This is a genomic window from Verrucomicrobiota bacterium, from assembly GCA_039027815.1.
Lineage (GTDB): Bacteria > Verrucomicrobiota > Verrucomicrobiia > Verrucomicrobiales > JBCCJK01 > JBCCJK01.
On record JBCCJK010000019.1, the window covers coordinates 1 to 19700 of the forward strand.

The 19700-nt window shown below is 62.9% G+C and carries 17 protein-coding genes; 11 read left to right on the top strand and 6 right to left on the bottom strand.

The genetic code is table 11. The annotated features are described in order from the left end of the window. Positions 1 to 150 precede the first annotated feature (150 nt). The 6 genes from AAF555_06825 to AAF555_06850 all read right to left on the bottom strand — a co-directional run bounded on the left by AAF555_06825 (position 151) and on the right by AAF555_06850 (position 6794). Entirely contained in the window at positions 151 to 1455 is a 1305-nt protein-coding gene (locus AAF555_06825) for a DUF58 domain-containing protein (GenBank protein MEM6911282.1), read from the bottom strand. A 36-nt stretch (positions 1456 to 1491) separates the two neighbouring features. After that, on the bottom strand, positions 1492 to 2424 hold the full coding sequence (locus AAF555_06830) for a MoxR family ATPase (GenBank protein MEM6911283.1): 933 nt from the start codon (positions 2422 to 2424) through the stop codon (positions 1492 to 1494). A 96-nt stretch (positions 2425 to 2520) separates the two neighbouring features. Then, on the bottom strand, positions 2521 to 3654 hold the full coding sequence (locus tag AAF555_06835; GenBank protein MEM6911284.1) for a DUF4350 domain-containing protein: 1134 nt from the start codon (positions 3652 to 3654) through the stop codon (positions 2521 to 2523). Continuing rightward, on the bottom strand, positions 3651 to 5099 hold the full coding sequence (locus AAF555_06840; GenBank protein MEM6911285.1) for a hypothetical protein: 1449 nt from the start codon (positions 5097 to 5099) through the stop codon (positions 3651 to 3653). Before AAF555_06840 ends, AAF555_06835 begins: the two co-directional genes overlap by 4 nt. Further along, positions 5089 to 6066 carry a stage II sporulation protein M gene (locus tag AAF555_06845; protein ID MEM6911286.1) on the bottom strand — a complete coding sequence of 326 codons (978 nt, stop codon included), beginning with the start codon at positions 6064 to 6066 and terminating at the stop codon, positions 5089 to 5091. The genes AAF555_06840 and AAF555_06845 overlap by 11 nt, the downstream gene beginning before the upstream one ends. Further along, positions 6063 to 6794 carry an RDD family protein gene (locus tag AAF555_06850; protein ID MEM6911287.1) on the bottom strand — a complete coding sequence of 244 codons (732 nt, stop codon included), beginning with the start codon at positions 6792 to 6794 and terminating at the stop codon, positions 6063 to 6065. The genes AAF555_06845 and AAF555_06850 overlap by 4 nt, the downstream gene beginning before the upstream one ends. Positions 6795 to 6837: 43 nt before the next feature. Here AAF555_06850 and AAF555_06855 point away from each other — a divergent pair, with 43 nt between their 5' ends. The 11 genes from AAF555_06855 (at position 6838) to AAF555_06905 (ending at position 19586) form a co-directional block, all read left to right on the top strand. Then, positions 6838 to 7296 carry a DUF5362 family protein gene (locus tag AAF555_06855; protein MEM6911288.1) on the top strand — a complete coding sequence of 153 codons (459 nt, stop codon included), beginning with the start codon at positions 6838 to 6840 and terminating at the stop codon, positions 7294 to 7296. Between the two features lie 64 nt (positions 7297 to 7360). After that, positions 7361 to 8269 carry a metal ABC transporter substrate-binding protein gene (locus AAF555_06860; GenBank protein MEM6911289.1) on the top strand — a complete coding sequence of 303 codons (909 nt, stop codon included), beginning with the start codon at positions 7361 to 7363 and terminating at the stop codon, positions 8267 to 8269. A gap of 135 nt (positions 8270 to 8404) precedes the next feature. Next, on the top strand, positions 8405 to 8605 hold the full coding sequence (locus AAF555_06865) for a hypothetical protein (protein ID MEM6911290.1): 201 nt from the start codon (positions 8405 to 8407) through the stop codon (positions 8603 to 8605). Then, the gene (locus AAF555_06870; GenBank protein ID MEM6911291.1) at positions 8589 to 8924 is read left to right on the top strand and encodes a hypothetical protein; all 336 of its coding nucleotides are present in this window, start codon (positions 8589 to 8591) and stop codon (positions 8922 to 8924) included. The genes AAF555_06865 and AAF555_06870 overlap by 17 nt, the downstream gene beginning before the upstream one ends. After that, on the top strand, positions 8925 to 10385 hold the full coding sequence (locus AAF555_06875) for an NAD-dependent epimerase/dehydratase family protein (protein ID MEM6911292.1): 1461 nt from the start codon (positions 8925 to 8927) through the stop codon (positions 10383 to 10385). It abuts the gene before it with no gap. A 58-nt stretch (positions 10386 to 10443) separates the two neighbouring features. Continuing rightward, positions 10444 to 11886 carry a PQQ-dependent sugar dehydrogenase gene (locus tag AAF555_06880; protein MEM6911293.1) on the top strand — a complete coding sequence of 481 codons (1443 nt, stop codon included), beginning with the start codon at positions 10444 to 10446 and terminating at the stop codon, positions 11884 to 11886. A 399-nt stretch (positions 11887 to 12285) separates the two neighbouring features. Next, the gene (locus AAF555_06885) at positions 12286 to 13230 is read left to right on the top strand and encodes a hypothetical protein (GenBank protein ID MEM6911294.1); all 945 of its coding nucleotides are present in this window, start codon (positions 12286 to 12288) and stop codon (positions 13228 to 13230) included. A 129-nt stretch (positions 13231 to 13359) separates the two neighbouring features. Then, positions 13360 to 14820, top strand: coding sequence for a tetratricopeptide repeat protein (locus AAF555_06890; protein MEM6911295.1), 1461 nt, complete (start codon positions 13360 to 13362; stop codon positions 14818 to 14820). A gap of 38 nt (positions 14821 to 14858) precedes the next feature. After that, positions 14859 to 16370: a HAMP domain-containing sensor histidine kinase gene (locus AAF555_06895; protein ID MEM6911296.1), complete on the top strand. Its 1512-nt coding sequence runs from the start codon at positions 14859 to 14861 to the stop codon at positions 16368 to 16370. After that, the gene (locus AAF555_06900) at positions 16367 to 17035 is read left to right on the top strand and encodes a response regulator transcription factor (GenBank protein ID MEM6911297.1); all 669 of its coding nucleotides are present in this window, start codon (positions 16367 to 16369) and stop codon (positions 17033 to 17035) included. Before AAF555_06895 ends, AAF555_06900 begins: the two co-directional genes overlap by 4 nt. 106 nt (positions 17036 to 17141) lie before the next feature. After that, positions 17142 to 19586 carry a PAS domain-containing protein gene (locus AAF555_06905; protein MEM6911298.1) on the top strand — a complete coding sequence of 815 codons (2445 nt, stop codon included), beginning with the start codon at positions 17142 to 17144 and terminating at the stop codon, positions 19584 to 19586. Positions 19587 to 19700: the final 114 nt, after the last annotated feature.

The following is a 19700-nucleotide window of genomic DNA, read 5'->3' on the forward strand; positions in this document are numbered from 1 at the left end:
AAGGCGCGACGAGGGCGCGGTGCAGGCACCGTAACCGAGGAGCAACGCAGGGCTGGCTCGAAAGACTCCGGCTCTCCCTTCCCCGCGCTTCAGCGCCTCTTCCCCACAACACCTCCCCTCCATTCTTCCAGTGAATTCTGGACGTTGGTATTACAACACCCCCGCCCGCTTGATCTCCAGGTAGGCATTGGCCACCGCCACCGGGAGCTGCGTCGCCTCCTCGTCCAAGACATGAATGTGGCGCGACCGGAGATCCTGAAAGACCTCTTGCCGCTCTCTTAGATACTGGTGGGTGGCGAGGTAATCGGTGGCGGTGGCCGGATCGTGGACGGGCTTTCGGCGGAGCGCCCCCAAGCTCTCCTCCCGCAAGCTTGCCAGAATCACGAGGTGCTTCTGGCGGAGCAGATCGAGGCTGCGGGCCACATTTTCACTGTCCTCGCTTCGTAGATTGGTCAGCAGGATCACGAGCGCGCGCCGCTTTTGGTGGACCAAGAGGCGCTCGACCGCCTCGAAGTAATCACTCGGCTCGAGCGAGGTCTCGTAATCATACAAATGATTCAGCAAAAGGTTCATGCTGTGCTGGCCTTTGACCGGCGGCAACCACCGGCGCGTGCCCCCAAACCCAAGCACGCCCACCTGGTCTCCTTGCCGCAAGGCGATATAGGATAGCAACAACATCGCGTTCAGGCAGTGATCGAATTGGGCGATGCCTCCATCGAGCGCCCGCATGCGCCGTCCGCCATCTGGCATCAGAATGAGAGTCTGATTCCGCTCCTCGCGATACTCCCGACTAATGAGCTGCAAGCGACGTGAGGTCGCCTTCCAATCGATCTGAGAGAACACATCCCCCTCCTGGTATTCCCGCAACTGGTGGAAATCCTTGCTCTGACCTTGGAGATTCTTCTTCACAATGCCCATCTGCTCCACCTTATGGGCCACGCTCAAAAGGGCGAAGCGGACAACCGGCTCATAGTTGGGATAGACCTTGGCGCTCTCTTCCTGGCCCAAGCGGTATTTCCGCTCCCAGAGACCCAAGGGAGAAAGACGGTGCACCCAGGCCCGCTCGAAGGACTGTCGCCCTCTCTCGAGAACCCGCAGCTCATAGGCAAAGCGAGCGAAACCGCGTGGGGGAACCCGTCCCCTCCAAGGCAAATCCGGGCTCTCGCTTTTGACTGGCACACTGTCAAAAAAGCGAAAAAGGCCGGGCCATCTCGTCGGATTGCGCAGCTCGCCACGGACCTCCGTCGGCACCCCCACCGCCAATCTTCCGGGAAGAAACCGCCGGAAAACCGGTTTCCTCAAAGAGAGCAGCCAAAAGCCATCCACCAAAAGAGCGAAAGCTAAAACGAGGCCCCCCACTCGCCACACCCCCGTAGCCGGCTCAGAAAAACCCGCTGCCACGCCCAGCCCCAACCAGAGCGCCGCCGCCAAGAGCAATCGATTGGAAGGACGCATAGTAGGGCCGTGAAAAAAAACAGCGCGGCGCGCCCCTCAACTCCTGGGCGCGGGAATGGTCTCTACCACGGCATCGATGGACTCATCCAGGGTCTGCCCGCTGATGGCGACCTCCGGCGCGAGCGCCAGGCGATGCCGCAGGACCGGCCTGGTAGCCATCTTGATGTCATCGGGAATGACATAGCCGCGGCCGGCCAAGAGGGCGTTCGCCTTGGCGATGGAGACCAGACTGATGGCCCCGCGTGGCCCCGCTCCCAAACTGATCCCGTTGGCCTCGCGCGTGGCTCGCACGATGGCCACGGCGTAGGCCACCACCTCGGGCACGATCTTGACGAGCGCCAGATTGGCCCGGGCCTGATTGATCTCCTCGGGCGAGCACACCTTCTCGATCTCTTGCAGGGGATCGACCGACTCGCCCCCACTCCCCGTGACCCGAGTCACAATGGCCTCCTCGATCTCTGGCCGCGGGTAGCCAATGAGAATCTTCATGAGAAAGCGGTCCAACTGCGCCTCCGGCAGGGGGTAGGTCCCTTCTTGCTCGATGGGATTCTGGGTCGCCAAAGTCATGAAGGGGGGCTCCAGCGCAAAGGTCTCGCCATCGATCGTGATCTGCCGCTCCTGCATCACCTCCAAAAGCGCCGCCTGCGTCTTGGCCGGCGCCCGATTGATCTCATCGGCCAAGAGCAGATTGCAGAAAACCGGCCCCCGGCGCACCCGAAACTGCTGGGCCGCCATGTCGTAAAGCGTGTGACCGGTCACATCCGAGGGCATGAGATCGGGCGTGAACTGGATGCGACGAAACTCACCTCCAAAGGTCCGCGCCAGACTCAGCACCAAGTGGGTCTTCCCCAGCCCGGGATTGCCTTCCAAAAGGACATGCCCCCCCGCCAGAAAGGCCCCCAGAATCTGCTCCAAAACCTGCTCCTGCCCGAGAAAAACCTTTCCGACCTGCTCGCGAATGCGGGCCATCAGGTGGGCGCTTTCTTGGAGGCCTGGAGGAACGGGGTCGCAGGGGACATCTTGCGAAGGGGGCAAGGGCGGGAGTTCAGGTGGTTCGGTCATGGTTCAATTGGCTGGAAGTCTCTCATCAAGGAGCTGCAAGTCGCGCACGAACTGCGTCCATTCCGCTCCCTCGGTCTCGGGAATCTCGTGAAACAACTCTTGCAAACGGGGGCGCGGCAAGCCCGTACGCCTGGTCAGCTCCGCCCACTGGGCCTCACTCACCTGGGAGGAGCTTCCCAGCAAGCGCTGGCCTGGAAGGCGACGCCGAAGCTGCGCTTGCAGCGGCCCCAAAAGCACCCCAGCGGCCTTCTCTCGCCAGAGAAACCTCCCCACCATGCGAATGTGGTCTCGTAGCTCTCGCGTCTCAAAAAGCTCCGGATCGAGCACCGGATCGGCTCGACTGAGATTACGCCACAGCCAAAAAACGATCCACGCCCCCAGGGCCCAAAGAGCCGCCCAGCCGCGCTCCCAAAGAAGCTGCCAAAAAGACGGTCCGCCGTAAATCAGGGCCAGCCCCGCCACCGACTCTTGGCTCACCAGATCCCAGAGAAGACGGGCGTGCTCGGCCTCGCCCAAGCGTCGATTGTGAAACACCGCCCCATCGCTCAGCGCCGTGAACCGACCGGATCCATAGGGAAACGTCACCACGGCGGAAGACTCTTGGCTCCCCGGGGCCAGCAAACCACTCCCTGAAAAACCCTTCACCGCATACTCATCCCGCCCCCAGCGGACGACTGGCTCCTCTTCCTCCAAGCTCTCCGGCACCTCCTCGGCCCTCGCCACGCCGAACAAATCGAGCAGCCGATTCTCCACCTCCCGAGAAGAATCGGTCGCGCTTTCAAAGAACGAGAAACCCTCGAAGGCCGTCTCGGAAGTCGCGCAGAGGAGGTGCCCTCCCTCTTGCACCCACTCCTGCAGTCGCCGCGCCATCCCCTCCCCAGGAACCGCCCGCAAATTGACCAGCAGCGCCTCGTTCGTCTCTGGAAAACGGTTCAAGCCGGAAAGACTGCGCGCTTGTGGGATCCCCATCTCGCGAAGGAAGGACTCGGCCGCGAAGTAGGGATCGACGCGGGCCCGCCCCCGGTAGCCCAGCTCCTTCGTCTCGGTGACTTCTTCCCAACGTCCCTTTCCACACCCGGCCAGCGCCTCCAGGGCCAACCCCACCCCCACCACCCGCAGCCAACTCGAAACCCTCATTTCCGAAAAGGCCATTGATGGCAAAGGGTTTCCAAGTCTTCTGCCGCCAGCTCCGCGTGATCGTAGGCCACCTCCAAGCGGTGGCGGGTCAGCCGCTCGAAGTACTCTGCCTCGGGCGTCGAACGGGCCTGCCGGAGGCAATCGCGTTCGGTAGCGCTCTCCTCGATCTCGAGGGCCTCCTCATGCACAAACCAAGAGAGCGCCCCGCGATAAAGCAGCGCCACCGCCTCTCGCCTCTGACCCGCCGCCCACAGCTCCCGCGCCCGCGCTGGGATGTCTTGGGGGAGCGACTCCGGGGCCACCTCCAAGCCCACCACCGTGCTCGGCTTGGCCCGCTTGGCTGGCTCCGCTCCGGCCGGCCCTCGCCTGCCATTCTGCTTTGCCAAATAGACCACCAGAGCCAGCAGGACCGCCCCCACGATGACCCATCCCAGCGCCTTCCAGACTTCCCCACTCCAGTTGACCGGGGAGCGCTCGTCGCCACCCGCTCCCTCAAGATCGGGCACCCACTGCCTGCGGGTGGTCTCCTTGGTCCGCCACTCAAACTCCTCGCGGGCCAGCACCTCGGCCACCGTCGTTTCCGGATCCGGACTGGCCGACCCCTCCTGCCAAGCCAAGCCGCAGGCCAGCACCAGAAGCGCGGCCGTGACCGCCGGGCTCGCTCCCCGCTGGCGTTCCAGTCGCTCCTGCAAGCGACGAAACGTCAGCTCGATGTCCCAACCCTCCAGCTGAGTCCGTGCATTCAAATAGAGCCCAAATCCCGCCCCGACATAAAAGGGAGCGATGAGTGCGAAAGTCAGAAACGAAAAGGCATTCATCATCCAATCGATTCCCCCGGAAAAGGACGCGAACTCCCCCCCGACTAAATCCGCCCAAAACGTCTCCCACCAAGCCCGCAGCTCTTGGAACTCGCCCTGCGGGACGAACAAAAGGACCAAGGCGATCAACGAAAAAAGCAGGATGCTCTCTGCCACTAAAAACAGCTTGATCGACCAAAAGGCACAGCCTCCGCTCTCGCGCGAAAGCAGCTGGGCGCGACTGCGGTAGGTCTTCCCCCTAAGCCCTTCCAATTGCACCAGAGGCAGGTTGGCCGAACGCGCTGGGGAAAAGCGACGCCACGTCAGCAGCCAACCCGCCTCTTGCCAGAGCAGCTTGGGCCACGCTCGGAGCGTCTCCCAGACCGTCGGGCGCTCCCCAAAAAGGGCTCGGCTCAGGTAAAAAAGCGGCACCTTGTCAGCGAGCGGCTTCAGCCACCAGACCGCCACCCAGGCCCAGGCCGGGTGCTTCCACAGGAGCGCGCTCACCAGGAGCCACAGGGGCAAAACCGTCACCACCCAGCATGACAAAATCCGCCCGTAATGCTGCCGCGCCAGCGCCACGCCCAGATCGATGGCTTCCCAGCCGCTCCGCGGTCGCAAGACCGCCTGGACCGTCTCAAGCTTCACGCCCCGCCCCCCTTCCCGCCAAGAGCAGATAGACCGCCAGCAAAATCCAGAGGCCCAGGCCAAAGGCATACTTGGTCAGAGGCGGAAAAGGCTGGGCCGACCAAAAACCCTCGATGACAGCCGCCAACAGCGTCAGGGCCGCCGCCCCTCCCAAGAGCTTGATCGCTTGCCGCGCTGCCAGCACGATGGCCGTCCCGCGCGATTGCGTGCCCGGGTTGAGAAAGCCCAGGCCCAGGCGCAAGCCCGCCATGGCCGCGATGACCAGGCCGATCAACTCCACAGAGGAATGCCCGGCCACGAAACTGTAAAACAGCTCGGGATCGCAGGCCGCGTGGACGTAGCCAGTGGCCGCTCCCAGATAGAGCCCATTGTAGACCGTGAAAAAGACCGTCCCCAAGCCGGCCAAAATGCCGCCCGCAAAAACCCGGAAATCGATGCTGACATTGTTCCAAACATAAAAAGCGAACATCATGAAATCACTCCCAAACTCCTCCCGCAAGGACGCCACCCTATCTGCCCCTTCCCCGAAACTGCTTTCCAGACTGGTCATGCCAGAGGGGCCGAGCAGGGCATAAATCCAGGAAAGGTCCCAGGAAGGAGAAAAGGCCAGCAGCAAAAACGGCCCCCAGAAAAGCGCCGAGCAGAACCAAAAGAGGCGCGCTTCCTGCCGAACTTGCCGGGGAAAGCCGATCGCCAGAAAGCGAAGAAATCCCAGAACCGACCTGCCCGAGCTGCGGTAAAGCAGGCGGAAGCTCTTCATCACGGCGTCGTTCAAACGCTGGCCGAGCCGGACGCCATACATGCGGTGGCGCGCCATGGCCAGGTCGGCGCAGACTTGCCGAAAGAGCCGGGGAAGTGCTCCGGCCTCGCTGGCGGGCAACTCCCCTTTCTCCAAGTCAGCCAGTCCCTGCTCGAGCGCTCTCCAGCGCGGCTCCCCTCGCTCCTCGAAATCGCGCCGCCGCATCATGACGCCCCCTCCCGAATCCAGGTGGCTGTGCTCAGCACTTGGCGGACCCCCTCCGGACCCGTGGCGCCGGTCAATCCGCGGGCGTGATTTGCCAGCTCGATCTTCCGCTCGTCCGACCACTTGGGAGCGCGTTCGAGATACTCCGTCAGCGCCAGTTGCTCCTCCGCCGTCAGCGCCAGCTTGGGTCGCTGCGGCGGGACGGCATGCTGCTTGGCCAGAGTGGCGGCGGGAAGACTCTCCTCATAGACCACCACCGTGCCCGCCGCGAGGTCGCCCAGGCGTTGGAAGCGCTTGGTCAGCAGGCTGGAAACGAGGCCGAAGCCGTAGCAAAAGGGTAAGAAATCGACGAAGCGCAGAAAGTTGCGAATGAGGGACTCGCTCCAGGAAATGGGGGCCCCGGACAGACGAGTCACTCGCAGCTTCATGGCCCGCTTGCCAGGAGTCGCCCCCTTCTTCCCCGACTCGAACCAGACGGCATAAAACCACCACAAGAGAAAGAAAGAGAGAAGAAAAAGCCCTTGGACCACTCCCGCATCCAGGAAACGCGCCGTGAAACCAAGGACGATCGCCAGCAAGAGGTAGACCCCGATCTTGATGGAGAGATCGATCAGCCAAGCCAGCATCCGGGGGAGCGGCCCGGCCATCCGCAAACTGATCTCCAATCCCTCCCCTAGCTCCACTTGCTGCTGGGTATCGAGGCGATCATGCAGAGAGGACGGACCATTCATAAACTTGCCATTTCCCAGCGAATTCGGTATACCGGACCCCTCGATGGAAGACAATCTTTATCAGGCCCCGGCCTCGAATTTGTTCGGGCGGGACAGTTTGGGTGAGGGAGAGAAAATCACCCAAGTCATGCTCGATGAACTCAAAGGGACCCGACCCTGGATGCGCCTCTTTGGGATTCTCGGTTTGATCGCGGGGGGGCTGACCGTGCTGACCGGCTTGGGCACCTTGTTCTCGCTCATAAGCACTGGCGCGGGAGCCTTCGCGTTGACGGCGCTGGTGCAAATCGCCATCGCCGCCTGCTATCTCTATCCCGCCCTCCTACTCCTCCGCTGCGCCCAGGCCATCGGCAAGGCTCTTAGCTCCGGGACGGCCCGAGACTTCGAAGCCGTCCTCGAAAAGCAGCGCCGCTTCTGGCGCTTTCTTGGCATCGCCTTGGTCGTGAGCTTGGCCCTTGGGATCGTCATGGCGCTCATAGGGGTGGGAATCGCGAGCCGTCTTTGATCCCACTTTTTTTGACGCGAAACTCTTGCGATAAAAGCACTCCTGACGACGCTTCTCCCCCAGCATGAAACCGCTCCTTCTCCTCGCCTTGCTCCCGCTGAGCGCCTTTGCGGAACTGCGGGTCGCCACCCTTCACCCTCTCCTGGGGGAACTGGCGCGGACCGTAGGAGGAGATCAGGTCGAGGTCATCGACCTAGTCGGCCCGGGCGCGGATCTCCACAGTTTCGAGCCCAGCCCCGCCCATCTCCGCCAGCTCCAGGAGGTCGCCCTCATCCTGGCCTCAGGAAAAGGGCTCGAACCCTATCTCGATAGCCTGCGAGACAATCTCACCGCCGGACAAAAGCTGGTGGAAATCGGCGCTAGCTTGCCCTCGCTCCAGTTCGGTGGTTGCGATCATCCCGAACACGATCACGGCCACGCCGGACACGACCACGGGGACGAAGTGGAAGACCCCCACTGGTGGCACGACATCAGTCTCATGCGGCGCGCCACGCGGGTAGTGGAAAAAGAGCTGGCCGCCCTCGCTCCCGAAGAGGCCCCCGGCTTCGCCGCTCGCAGCCAAGCGCACCAGGCGTCTCTGGAGGAATTGGAAAATTGGGCTGCTCTTCAGCTCTTCGCCGTGCCCCCGGGGCAACGCCAGCTCCCCACGGCCCACGCCGCCTTCGCCTACTTCTGCGCGGCCTACGACTTCCAAGCCATCCCCGTGCGCGGCCTGACTCAAGACCACGAGCCCTCCGCCAAGGAACTCACCACCTTGATCGGGCAATTGCAGGCCGATGGCGTGGCAGCGCTCTTCCCAGAAGCCAGCAGCAACGACAAAATGCTCCAAGCCATCTCGCAGGAAACCGGCATCAAAATCGGCGGCGTCTTGTTGGCGGATGCCACGGGCGACGTCCAGGGAAACCCCATTTCCTACCACCAACTCATCCAGCACAACGTCCGTCAAATCGTAGCCGCCCTCGCGGGCGAGTGACGGAAAGCGGCTTGCCTGGAAGCGGCCGCCGCTGGCCCTGAAACGCGCCCGAAGAGTCCAAAGCCCGTTCCTTAGCGTTTCGTTATCAGGCGTCCCTCGCTCTCCGAGAGCCGCAAACCGAAACCAATACCTATCATGGCTGAAGCAACCACCACCTGGCCCGAACTAGCAATCGGGCTCTTCGAAAAGCTCAATGAGCGCAATGCGGAAATTGTCTACGACTTTGAAAACTTCGAAGTCTCCGTCCCTAGCAAAGTTGGCCCGGACACCCCGAGCGCCCTTTGGAAAGTGAACGGCATCCTTAAAATCCGCACCCGCGATGGCGTCCCCGCCTGAGCCGGGAAAGAGTCCCTTTCTCGTGCGGGGATCGCTCCGCATCGATGACGGGTCTCACTCCTTCGAAATCTCGGGAGCGGACGAAGAGTTGGTCGTCCGCTTCCCGGGGTTCAAAACCCTTCTGCAAGGCTGGCGATCCAGTCGCACCTTCGCGAAACATCTTCCCACGGGAGTCTCCTCCGGCGCCGGCCCCTCCCTCCCCGCCCTGCCCCCGATCCGGGTTCTTTGTGCCAACCGCACCCTGGCCATCCTGAAAGCCAAAAAAGGTCGCTACCGCCTCGGCCTGACCCTCTGGAAATTTCTCACCGGTCAATCCTAAATGCCTGCCTCCGCCCCCATCGCCTTGACCGGGGCGACCGGCTTCGTCGGATCATGGTTGCTGCAAAACCGCCCTCCCGGGAGCGAATGGATCGCCCTCTCGCGTTCCGAACGGGTCTCAGACGAAGACGGCGTCCAATGGCGGCAGGCTGATCTCTTCTCGCTCCCCAGCCTGACCCGTGCCCTGACCGGGGCCAAGGTCGGGATCTACCTCGTGCACTCCATGCTGCCGAGTTCCCGCCTGGTCCAAGGCAGCTTCGCCGACCTCGATCTCCTCTTAGCGGACAACTTCGTGCGCGCGGCCGAAGAGGCCGGCTTGGAACACCTCCTTTACCTGGGCGGGCTCATTCCCAAAGGAGAAGACGATCTGTCCGAACACCTGCGAAGCCGGCGGGAAGTGGAGACGGTCCTGCGGAGTCGCTCGCTCGAAGTGACCGTGCTCCGCTCCGGACTCATCTATGGCCGCGGCGGGTCCTCCACCCGCTTGCTGATCCAGCTCGTCCGCCGCCTCCCCGTCATGATCCTCCCAAAATGGACCCGCGAAACCACCCAATCCTCCGACGTGCGGGATGTGGCTCGTGCCATCGACCTCTGCTTGCACGAGCCCCGCTTTCGGGGCGGCACCTGGGACCTGGCCAGCCACGAGCCCATGAGCTACCGGGAAATGATCCTGCGCACCGCCAAGGTCCTCGGCCACCAACCCCGGACCCTCAACTTCCCCGCTAACTGCATCGGTCTCTCCCGCCTCTGGGTCGCCCTCATCAGCCAGACCACCCCCCGCCTCGTCAATCCCCTCCTGGCCAGCCTCCGCCACAGTCTCGTCGCGCAGGACAATCTTTTGCGAAAAACCATCGCCAGCCAGGCCATCCCCTTCGAGCAATCGGTGCGCGACTCCGTCGATGAAGAGGGCCGACCCGATGGCTACCCCCAGCGGAGCCAGCGTCGGAAAAATCGACGTCGCCTCCGCCAAGCCCGCCGCGTCCGCTCCGTCCAGCGCATGCCCCTCCCGGCTGGCTGGGACGCCCTCCAAGTGGCCACCTGCTACGGCCAATGGCTCACCCGCAGCTCTGGCACCGTCATCGTAGTCGATCGGCTGGAGGATGGCTCCCTCATCTTCCGTCTCCGCTGGCCCCGCCTCGTCCTCCTGGAACTCCATCCCTCCGAACTGACTCGCCACCTCCAGCGGCGACGCGTCTTCTACATCCGAGGCGGCCTCCTCTGCCGCAATGAAGTGGAGCCACCCGGCCGCTTCGAATTCCGCTTGGTGGAAGAAGGCCGCTCCGTCATGGCCGCCATCCACGAATTCCCGCCCCGACTCCCCTGGTGGATCTACCAATACACCCAAGCCCTCCTCCACCTCTTGGTCATGCGGGCCTTCGGACTCCACCTCAAACAGCTGCGCGCGCACCCTCAAGAAACCGAAGAATCCGGCTTCGCCTCTTCGCAAACCTTTCGCATGTGATCGCAAACCGCCGCCAATTTCGTGATGGGCGAGCGCCTCGGTTGACGTAAACTCCCGCATGCCCCCCCGACTCCTGGCGCTCTTGGCGTCCCTCGCCCTCTCGGTGCCCCTCGCCTCCGCCCAGCGCAAACCGGGCAAGGTCTACACCGAAGTCTACCTCTCCTACTGCGCCGCCTGCCACGGAAACGAGCTGAATGAAGGCCTGGGCGGCTCCCTGGTCGATGGCGTCTGGAAGCATGGCGGCAGCGATGCTGAGATCGCCCGAAGCATTCGGGAAGGCTTTCCCGAACTTGGGATGGCCCCTTGGTCGGAATCCATCATCGATGACGAAATGCTGCGCAGCCTCGTCATCCTCATCCGCGAGCGGGAAAGCGCCTTCGCCGAAAAGGAAGCCCTCCATCCCCAGCCGGTTCAGGAGCAGGTCGTGGCCACTCAAAAGCACGCCTACCGGCTGGAAGCCGTGGTCGAAGCGGACCTCTTGGATCACCCCTGGGGCATCGACTTCCTGCCAGGCGGTCGCTTGATCGTGACCGAACGCCCCGGCACCGTCCGCCTCATTGAGGCCGATGGCCGGATCGGCGCGCCCGTGCGGGGCACCCCGCCCGTCATTCAGAAAGGCCAGGGCGGCATGCTGGCGGTCGGCGTGCATCCAAACTACTCAGAAAATGGCTGGATCTACCTCGCCTTCTCGGATGGCTGGCGACAAGGCGACCGCCCCAAAGGCAAACCCTTCTCCATGACGGCCGTCGTTCGTGGTCGCCTGGAAGGAAACACCTGGGTCGACCAAGAATGGATCTACCGAGCGGCCAAGGAACACCACCTCCCGAGCGGAGCCCACTTTGGAACGCGGCTCGTCTTTCAGCGGGGCTACCTCTTCGTGGTGGTGGGAGAGCGCGGCACCCTGGAACAAGTCCAAGACCTGGCCGTCCCTTATGGCAAGGTCTTGCGCCTGCACGACGATGGGCGCGTCCCCTCGGACAATCCTTTCATCGACCAAGGCCACGCCCTCCCCGAAATCTGGAGCTACGGCCACCGCAACCCTCAGGCCATGGACGCCCACCCCGAGAACGGCCTCCTCTACCTCACCGAGCATGGCCCGCGCGGCGGAGACGAATTCAACCTCGTCAAAAAAGGAGCCAACTACGGCTGGCCGATCATCTCCCACGGCATGAACTACGACGGCACCCCCTTCACCAGCCTGACCGCCAAGGAAGGAATGGAGCAGCCCGTCACCTACTGGACCCCCTCCATCGCCGTGTGCGGCGGGGCCTTCTACCAAGGGAAGGCCTTTCCCCGGTGGCAAAACGACTTCCTGGCGGGCGCGCTCCGGGATGAAAGCGTCCGACGCCTCCGCTTGGACCCCGCCGGGCAGCTCATCGAAGAAGAAGTCCTCCTCAAAGGCATCGGGCGGGTACGCGCAGTGGAAGTCGGCCCGGATGGCGCCGTCTACCTGGCCATCAACAATCCCGACCAAATCTTTCGCCTGGTAGCCGCCGACTGATCCTGATACCAAGCTGCAGAATTGGCTGGTAGAATGGCCGAGTGGATTTCGGGCCAGGCCAAGGCGCGACGAGGGCGCGGTGCAGGCACCGTAACCGAGGAGCAACGCTGGGCTGGCTCCGAAAGACACCGGCTCTTCCTTCCCCGCGCTTCAGCGCCTCTTCCCCACAACACCTTCCCTCCATTCTTCCAGTGAATTCTGGAGGTTGGTATCATGCCAAGCTGGAGAATTGGCTGGGAGAATGGCCAGACCCCTAGCTCCCCAAAAAGGAAGGCAACCAGGCTCGCCGTCGAAAAAAGCAAAAAAAGAGGCGGCCAAAACGTGATTTATGAAACCATGCATTCTAATGCACGTATTGTATTTCGCGCATTAGAATGCGTAGAAAACACCATCTATTCTATGAAGCAACCCACCACCCTCGCTCTCTTCCTCGCCTTGGGCTTCTCCGCCTGGGCCGGTCCCAAAACCATGATCGTGCCGGACGCGCCCCCCGTCTCGGACGAGGAACCCTTCGCCGACGCCCGGCGGCCGGTCACCAACCCCACCCTTTTCGACCTGGCGCTGCCGACCACCAAGCTGCACTTCATCTTCATGAACCACCAGTTCCCCGACCAGCTCACCCTGGCCAATGGGGCGCGCGTGCCCTTCGGCGGAGACCTCCAGCTCTACGCCCTCCAGTTTGAGTATGCCTTCAACGAACGGCTCTCACTCGTGGCCCTCAAGGATGGCTTTGTCGACTTCAGTCCCGACTCCACCTTCACCCCTGACGAAGGCTTTGCCAACGTCGGGGCCGGCTTGAAATACGCCTTCCTCTACGACCCCGAAGACGAATTTGTCTGGAGCGTGACCGCTGCCTACGAAGTGCCCATCGGGAGCGAGGAAGTCTTCCAAGGAGAGGGGGACGGCAATCTCATCCTCACCACCCAAGCGCTCAAGCTTTACGGAGACTGGCAATTCGGAGGGGCACTCGGCTTGCAACTGCCGCTAGACGACAGCTTCTCGACCCAAGGCTTCGCCAGTGGCCAGATCAGCTACGGCTTCAATCGTTGGTTCATGCCCTTCGTGGAGGCCAACGTCTTCACCGTCCTGAGCGAAGGAGATGGAGGCACTCGATTTGACACTCAAGTGGGCGGGGCCGTCCCGGCCGTCGCGCCCTCCGAAGGGGCGGATCTCTTGAACTTCGGAGCCTCCAACTCCGAACTCTACGCCACGATCGGCTTCGGCGTGCAGAGTCGCCTAACAGACAACATCGTGGCCGGGATCGCCTATGAGATTCCGCTCACGGATGAGGAAGACAACATCACAGCTGATCGTTTGACCTTTGACATCAGCTACACCTTCTAAACGCTTCCCATCGTTTCGTTCGGAAAAGCCGTTCCTTGAAAAGGGAACGGCTTTTTTCGTGCCCCCGTCACCAAAAGGTCTCGCCTTGGTCACCGAATGGTCACAATTCTCTCCTAGAGTGGGCTCCCTATGAAACTGATCACCCTTCCTCCTCTCTTGCTACTGAGCGCTCTCTTGCTCGGCTCCCTCCGCGCCGAAACCCTCACCTCCCGCCTCGAACGGGGCGTGGAATTGATGGAACGAACCGAGGGCCTCCCCGAGGCCATCGAAGCCTTCCAAGCGGTGCTCGCAGAAGGCCAAGAGTCCCGCAAACTGACCGCCGAAGCCCGCTATCATCTCACAGACTGCTACCTCCGGCTCGGTCAAACCGCCCAGGCTGAAGCCCAGGTCGAGGCCCTTCGCCAGGGCTGGCCGCCGGAAAATCGCTGGCGTCAGAAAGCCCTGGCCCTCCTCCCCCCCGACTCGGCTTTTGGCCCCGTGCCCTGGGGCGGACAAGAATTTCTGCACTACGAAATCACCGTGCCCAATGGGGAGCGCCTCGGCTGGATGACTTCCGCCCTCACCTCCTCCGAAGAAGAGGGGCAGCCCACCTGGACGAGCTGGATGGTGCGCGGGAGCGGCCCGGGTGCCCTCAGTCGGATCGAATTCCTCCAAGACGGGTTCCGCCCCCTCCACGGAGAATGCTGGTCCTCCACCTTCGGCCAGCTCTCTCTGGAAGTGGAGCCCTCCGGGCAATGGAAAACCTACCCCAGCCAGAGCCAAGAGATCCTGGTCGAGGGTCCGGCCGAGGGGGACAGTTGGCAGGCCGCGCCTTTCTACGATAACGACCAGGCCGTCCAGCTCCTCCGGCTCTTGCCAAAAGCCATCGGCACCGAAGTCAGCCTCCGCCTGAATGCCTCGCTCTTGACGGGCGGCCTCCCCTTCGACTTTGTCATCGAAGCCGTGGCCCACGAGCGCATCGAGACCGGGCTGGGGGCCATCGAATCGACCAAGTATGAAACCAATCTCCAGCAGACCTTCTGGATCGAACGCCAAGGCCCCCAGCGAATCACGCAAATTCAAATTGGGGTCGCCAAAATCCTCCTCCACTCCCAGGACCCCCAATGGTCACCCGAGCGCCCCTCCCACCTCCAAGCAGAAAAACTGCCTCTCCGGCTCCGCTTGCCCGCGGGTCTCTTCTCCTATCTCCTGGCGGATCGACCCAAGATCTACCGCACGAGACTCCTAGACGGTTCCTTTCGTTTCCAGGAAGGCCTCATCGAGGTGCAGCCGACTGAAAACTTCTTCGCCAAGCTCCGCACCTCCGAAGAAATTCTCCTCGACACCCTGGTCGAAAACTACAGCCAAAACTTTGACGAGGGAGAAGAACTGCCGGGCTCCCGCAAAATCCTGAAAGCCGAAGGGCGCGAGGCCCACCTCCTCGTCCTCTCCTACACCAAAGGAGAACTCTCCGGCCAGCGCATCCTACTGGCCGCGCATGGGGACACGCTCACCACCGTCCTCTGGTTTGATTGCCAGCCAGAGGCGCGGGCCTCCGTGGAAGCCCTGGCCGGGGAAGTCTTCACCCACCTGCAAATCGGCCAGCCATGATGGCTTTCCGGCACCGCCCCTGGTCGGCCCCTCCGTGGATGGCACGGCTCTGGGTGCTGCTGGTCCTCGGACTGGCCCTGGGCGCGTGGTGGTGGATTCTCGACCGGAGCTTGAAAAACGAAAGAGAACTCGTGGCCGCCCGCCTCGCCGAAAACCGCCAAGAGCGCTTCCAACGCGCGCTGGGCACCGTCGCCGAAGGCCTGGAACGCGATTCCCAGGAAGCGCTCGCCCACCTCGCGCCTCGTCCCACCACCCAGCTGGCCGCCCAGCTCATGGAAAAAAGGCGGGTCAGCGCCGTGCTCTATCCCGACCCCCCCTTCACCCCCACTCCTGGGGACCTGCCCTCCCTCACCTGGGGGAGCGATGAGGAAGGGCGGGACTTCGTGACCTCAGCCCTCTTGCCCCGCCTGGCCGAAAGCGAAGTCCGCCAGCTCCTGCGCCCGCGCTTGTTGGGTCAGACCGGCCCCCCCATGAAAGCCTCCTTCCGACACCGCGCCCTCACCCTCTATCTGGCTGTAGCGAGCGATCCTCTGCTGGAAAAGCTCGCCCGCATGGAAGGCCTGCGGGCCGCGGGAACCCCACCCGAGGCCAGCCTGCTCCTAGAGGCAGGCGAACTCACCCTCTGCTGGGATGAGGAAGAGCTCGAACGCCGCTTTCTGGAAACGGGCGTCACCGTCCGGCTCGGTCCCGAAGGACAGCGCTTCACCCGCTGGGACAGCCCCCTGCGGGCCTCGCTCGTCCCCGAGCCTCTCGACGCCACCCTCCCTCTCGAAGGCGCCACGCCGGTCCGCTGGATTGGCCTCGGCAGTGGCCTGCTCTTTGCCCTGGCCGTCCTGGGAGCGCTCTGGTCAGGCTGGCAAGATCGAAACCTGGCTCGCTTGCGGACCGACCTCGCCACCTCCGTGGCCCACGAACTCCGCACTCCCCTCGCCGGACAACGCGTTCTCTTGGAAACCCTCGCCGAAAGCCCGCTCTCGCAGCCAGCCCAGCCCAAGGAATACCTCCAGCTGGCCGTGCAAGCGAACCAACGCTTGGCGGCCCTCGCCGAACAATTCCTGACCTTCTCGCGTTTGGACCGAGGGATCCTCGCGATCGAGCGGGAAACCTTCTGCCTTCGAGCCTTGATGGAAGAACTCCTCGCCCAACGCACGGCCGCCTTCGATGAAGTGAACCTGGCCCTGCCCGACCCCTTCCCCGTCCACCTGGACCCCCACGCCACCCGCTCCATCCTCAGCAACCTGATCGAGAATGCTTGGAAATACAGTCCCGGGGAAAAATGGCTCGCGCTCCGAGCCTCGCGTCAGGTCCACCTCGTTCAGATCGAGGTCGAGGACCGCGGCCCCGGTCTCGATCCCCAAGAACAACGCCGCGTCTTTCGCAAATTCTGGCGAGCTGAGACCGGCCTCGACCGTCAAGTGGATGGCCTCGGGCTCGGCCTCACCATCGTAGCCGAGCTAGCCAAGGCCCACGGCGGCCACGTGGAAGTGGCCAGCGCACGGGGCCAAGGATCGCGCTTTCGCGTTCAGCTCCCCGAACTCCCCCTCCCATGAGTTCCCGGATCCTACTCATCGAGGACGACGCCAGCCTCCGCCGGGGGCTGGAGGACAATCTGCGGGCCGCCGGATGGGAAGTCCGGGTCGCCTCGGACGGTGAGCACGGGCTGGAACTGGCTCTCGCTTGGAAAGCCGACCTCATCCTCCTCGACATCATGCTCCCAGGAGTCAACGGCTACCAAATTTGCCGCCACCTGCGCCAGGAAGACATCCAAGTGCCGCTCCTCATGCTGACCGCCCGCGGCCAGACCGAAGACGTCGTGCGCGGGCTCGACCTGGGGGCGGATGACTACCTCATCAAGCCCTTTGCCCTGGCCGAGCTGCTGGCCCGAGTGCGGCGGCTCCTACGCCAAGCGCCCTCCGCGCGGACCCGTATTCCCCTCGGCTCCCAGCTCGAACTGGACCTCACGGCCCGCACCCTCCACGGAAGCGACCTCGTCCTCACCCCCAAAGAATTCGGCCTCCTCGCTCACCTCGTGCAGCACCCCGAACGAGCCTTTACCCGGGCGCAACTTCTTCGGGAAGTCTGGGGGCCGGGGCTCTTCGTGACCGAGCGGAGCGTGGACCGAGCCGTGCGAACCCTGCGGGCCAAGCTGGGCTCGGCCTCCCAAGCCCTCCAAACGATCCGGGGGATCGGCTACCGCTGGGACCCAAGCCCGTAAAGGGGCCCTCGGGAAGGCCTTGCCTTTTATTAGCTAAGTTTGCTATAATTTCAATAGTATAGGCGGGGTCAAGCTGACCCCTCGCCTCGCTTCCACTCCAGCCCCTATGCCGAAAGGTTCTCTCCAGTCGACTCCGACCTCCTCGTCCACGGCCGAGGCCGATGTCGAACGCCTGCAACGCTTGCTCGAAAAAACCACCCGCCTGGCGGGGATTGGGGGCTGGGAATGCGATTTGATCTCGGGGGAGGTCTACTGGTCGGACGTCGTCCGAGAAATCCACGAAGTGGGGCCCGATTTTGAGCCCACCATCGAGAAAGGGATCCTCTTTTACAAAAAAGGAAAAAGCCGCGAAACCATCCAGAAACTCGTCGAACGGGGCATCGGAGAGCGCCGGGCTTGGAACGCCGACTTGGAACTGGTGACCGCCAAGGGTCGCGAAATCTGGGTCCGGGCCATGGGCGAACCGATCGTGGAAAACGGCATCGTGACCAAGTTCTGCGGCACCTTCCAGAACATCGAAGCGGAGCGAGAACGAACCCGCGCCTTCCAAGAAGAGGCCGTCCGTTTCCGGGACACGCTCTCGGCCGTGAAAGACTTCGCGCTCATCTCCATGGACGTGGAAGGAACCATCACCCTCTTCAATCGCGGGGCTGAACTTCTTCTGGGCTATGAGGCGTCCGACGTCATCGGCCAACAGGATCCGAGTCTCTACCACCTCCCGAGCGAATTGGCCGAGCGGGCCGCGGAACTCACCCAAGAACTGGGCCGCCCGGTCGATGGCTTCTCCGTCCTCGTGAGCAAGCCCCTCCTCGAAGGCAGTGAAACCCGGGAATGGACCTACCGGCATCAAGATGGCTCCCCCCTTCCCGTGCGACTCACCGTCACGCCGAACTTCGATGAGCAGGGCAACCTCAAAGGCTACGTCAGCATCGCGCGCGACCTCAGCAAACGCCGGGCAGCCGAGGCCGCGCTCAAAGAAAGCGAACTCCGCTGGCAATTCGCCCTCGAAAGCGCGGGCGATGGACTGTGGGACTGGTGCGCGACCGACAACACCGTCTTCTACTCCCGCCAATGGATCGAAATGCTGGGCTACCACGTGGATGAAATCAGCGATCGCTTCCAGGAATGGGAATCCCGCGTCCATCCTGAAGACCTCCCCCAATGCCAACGAGCGCTCGAGGACCACGTCGCCGGAAACACCTCCGTCTATGCCGCCAAGCACCGGATGCGCTGTGCCGATGGCTCCTGGAAATGGATCCTCTCCCGAGGCCAAGTCATTGAACGGGATGAACAAGGTGCCCCCGTCCGCATCATTGGCATCCACACCGACCTCAGCGAATCGGTCCGCCAGCAGGAAAAACTCAGCCAGCTGGCCAAACAGGCCCGGCAGGCCAGCGATGCCAAAAGCGCCTTCCTCGCGAACATGAGTCACGAAATCCGGACCCCCATGAATGGGGTGGTCGGCATCACCAACCTCCTGCTCGACACCCCCGGCCTCCCACCCCAGCACCAACAATATGCCGAAGTCATCCTGCAAAGCGCGGAATCCCTCCAGAGCCTGCTGAATGAAATCCTCGACCTCTCGAAAGTGGAATCCGGCAAAATGGAGCTGGAAGAGATCGACTTCAGCTTGCGCGACCTGGTCGACGAATTCGCCGGCCTTCCCTCCGCCCGGGCCCTGGAACTCGGGATCGACTTCGTCTGCCAGGTGGAAGAAGACGTGCCCGACCAGCTCATCGGCGACCCCACCCGCCTCCGACAAATCCTTCTCAACCTGACCTCCAACGCCCTCAAATTCACCATGATGGGCTCCATCCGCGTCCACGTGGAATTGCTGGATCAAAACCGGGAAAACGTTCTGCTGCGGATCTCGGTCAGCGACACCGGCATCGGTATCCAACCCACCAAACAAGAAAAACTCTTCGAACCCTTCACCCAAGCAGACAGCTCCACCACTCGCCAATTTGGCGGCACCGGCTTGGGGCTGGCCATCTCGCGCAAGATCACCGAACTCTTCGGCGGTGAAATGAGCGTCGTCAGCAAACCGGGCCAAGGCTCCACCTTCGCCTTCACCGTCCGCCTGAAACGCTCCCAACTAGTGGAGGAAAGCCCTTCCTCCCCGGCCGGGGGCCGGCTGCAGTCCCTGATCGACCCGGAGATCGCCAAAGGCACGGAAATCCTGGTGGTAGAAGACAACCCCACCAATCGCATGGTCATCAACGGCCTCCTCAAGCGATTCGGCTTCAAGCCAGACCAAGCCTTCAATGGCCTCGAAGGCGCTGAAGCCACCCGCCACAAACGCTATCACCTCATCCTCATGGACATGGAAATGCCCGTCTTAGATGGGCGCGAAGCGACCCGCCAAATCCGGGAACAGACCGACGCCCTCACCCCGCGGGACGTCCCCATCATCGCCCTGACCGCGAACGCGCGACCAGAAGACCGGGACCAATGTTTCCAAGCGGGCATGAACGCCCACCTCACCAAACCGATCGCGCCCCGAGAACTGGCCCAAGCCCTCACCCGCTGGTGCCCCCCGGCCTCCGAATGAGAGCCCTGCGACTTATACCAAGCTGCAGAATTGGCTGGTAGAATGGAGGGAAGGTGTTGTGGGGAAGAGGCGCTGAAGCGCGGGGAAGGGAGAGCCGGTGTCTTTCGAGCCGGG

Coding starts and splice junctions, on each gene's coding strand:
- AAF555_06890 (MEM6911295.1), top strand. CDS start 13,360: ATGAAACTGATCACCCTTCCTCCTCTCTTGCTACTGAGCGCTCTCTTG.
- AAF555_06905 (MEM6911298.1), top strand. CDS start 17,142: ATGCCGAAAGGTTCTCTCCAGTCGACTCCGACCTCCTCGTCCACGGCC.
- AAF555_06830 (MEM6911283.1), bottom strand. CDS start 2,424: ATGGCCCGCATTCGCGAGCAGGTCGGAAAGGTTTTTCTCGGGCAGGAG.
- AAF555_06870 (MEM6911291.1), top strand. CDS start 8,589: ATGGCGTCCCCGCCTGAGCCGGGAAAGAGTCCCTTTCTCGTGCGGGGA.
- AAF555_06860 (MEM6911289.1), top strand. CDS start 7,361: ATGAAACCGCTCCTTCTCCTCGCCTTGCTCCCGCTGAGCGCCTTTGCG.
- AAF555_06880 (MEM6911293.1), top strand. CDS start 10,444: ATGCCCCCCCGACTCCTGGCGCTCTTGGCGTCCCTCGCCCTCTCGGTG.
- AAF555_06895 (MEM6911296.1), top strand. CDS start 14,859: ATGGCACGGCTCTGGGTGCTGCTGGTCCTCGGACTGGCCCTGGGCGCG.
- AAF555_06835 (MEM6911284.1), bottom strand. CDS start 3,654: ATGAGGGTTTCGAGTTGGCTGCGGGTGGTGGGGGTGGGGTTGGCCCTG.
- AAF555_06825 (MEM6911282.1), bottom strand. CDS start 1,455: ATGCGTCCTTCCAATCGATTGCTCTTGGCGGCGGCGCTCTGGTTGGGG.
- AAF555_06850 (MEM6911287.1), bottom strand. CDS start 6,794: ATGAATGGTCCGTCCTCTCTGCATGATCGCCTCGATACCCAGCAGCAA.
- AAF555_06845 (MEM6911286.1), bottom strand. CDS start 6,066: ATGATGCGGCGGCGCGATTTCGAGGAGCGAGGGGAGCCGCGCTGGAGA.
- AAF555_06900 (MEM6911297.1), top strand. CDS start 16,367: ATGAGTTCCCGGATCCTACTCATCGAGGACGACGCCAGCCTCCGCCGG.
- AAF555_06875 (MEM6911292.1), top strand. CDS start 8,925: ATGCCTGCCTCCGCCCCCATCGCCTTGACCGGGGCGACCGGCTTCGTC.
- AAF555_06885 (MEM6911294.1), top strand. CDS start 12,286: ATGAAGCAACCCACCACCCTCGCTCTCTTCCTCGCCTTGGGCTTCTCC.
- AAF555_06855 (MEM6911288.1), top strand. CDS start 6,838: ATGGAAGACAATCTTTATCAGGCCCCGGCCTCGAATTTGTTCGGGCGG.
- AAF555_06865 (MEM6911290.1), top strand. CDS start 8,405: ATGGCTGAAGCAACCACCACCTGGCCCGAACTAGCAATCGGGCTCTTC.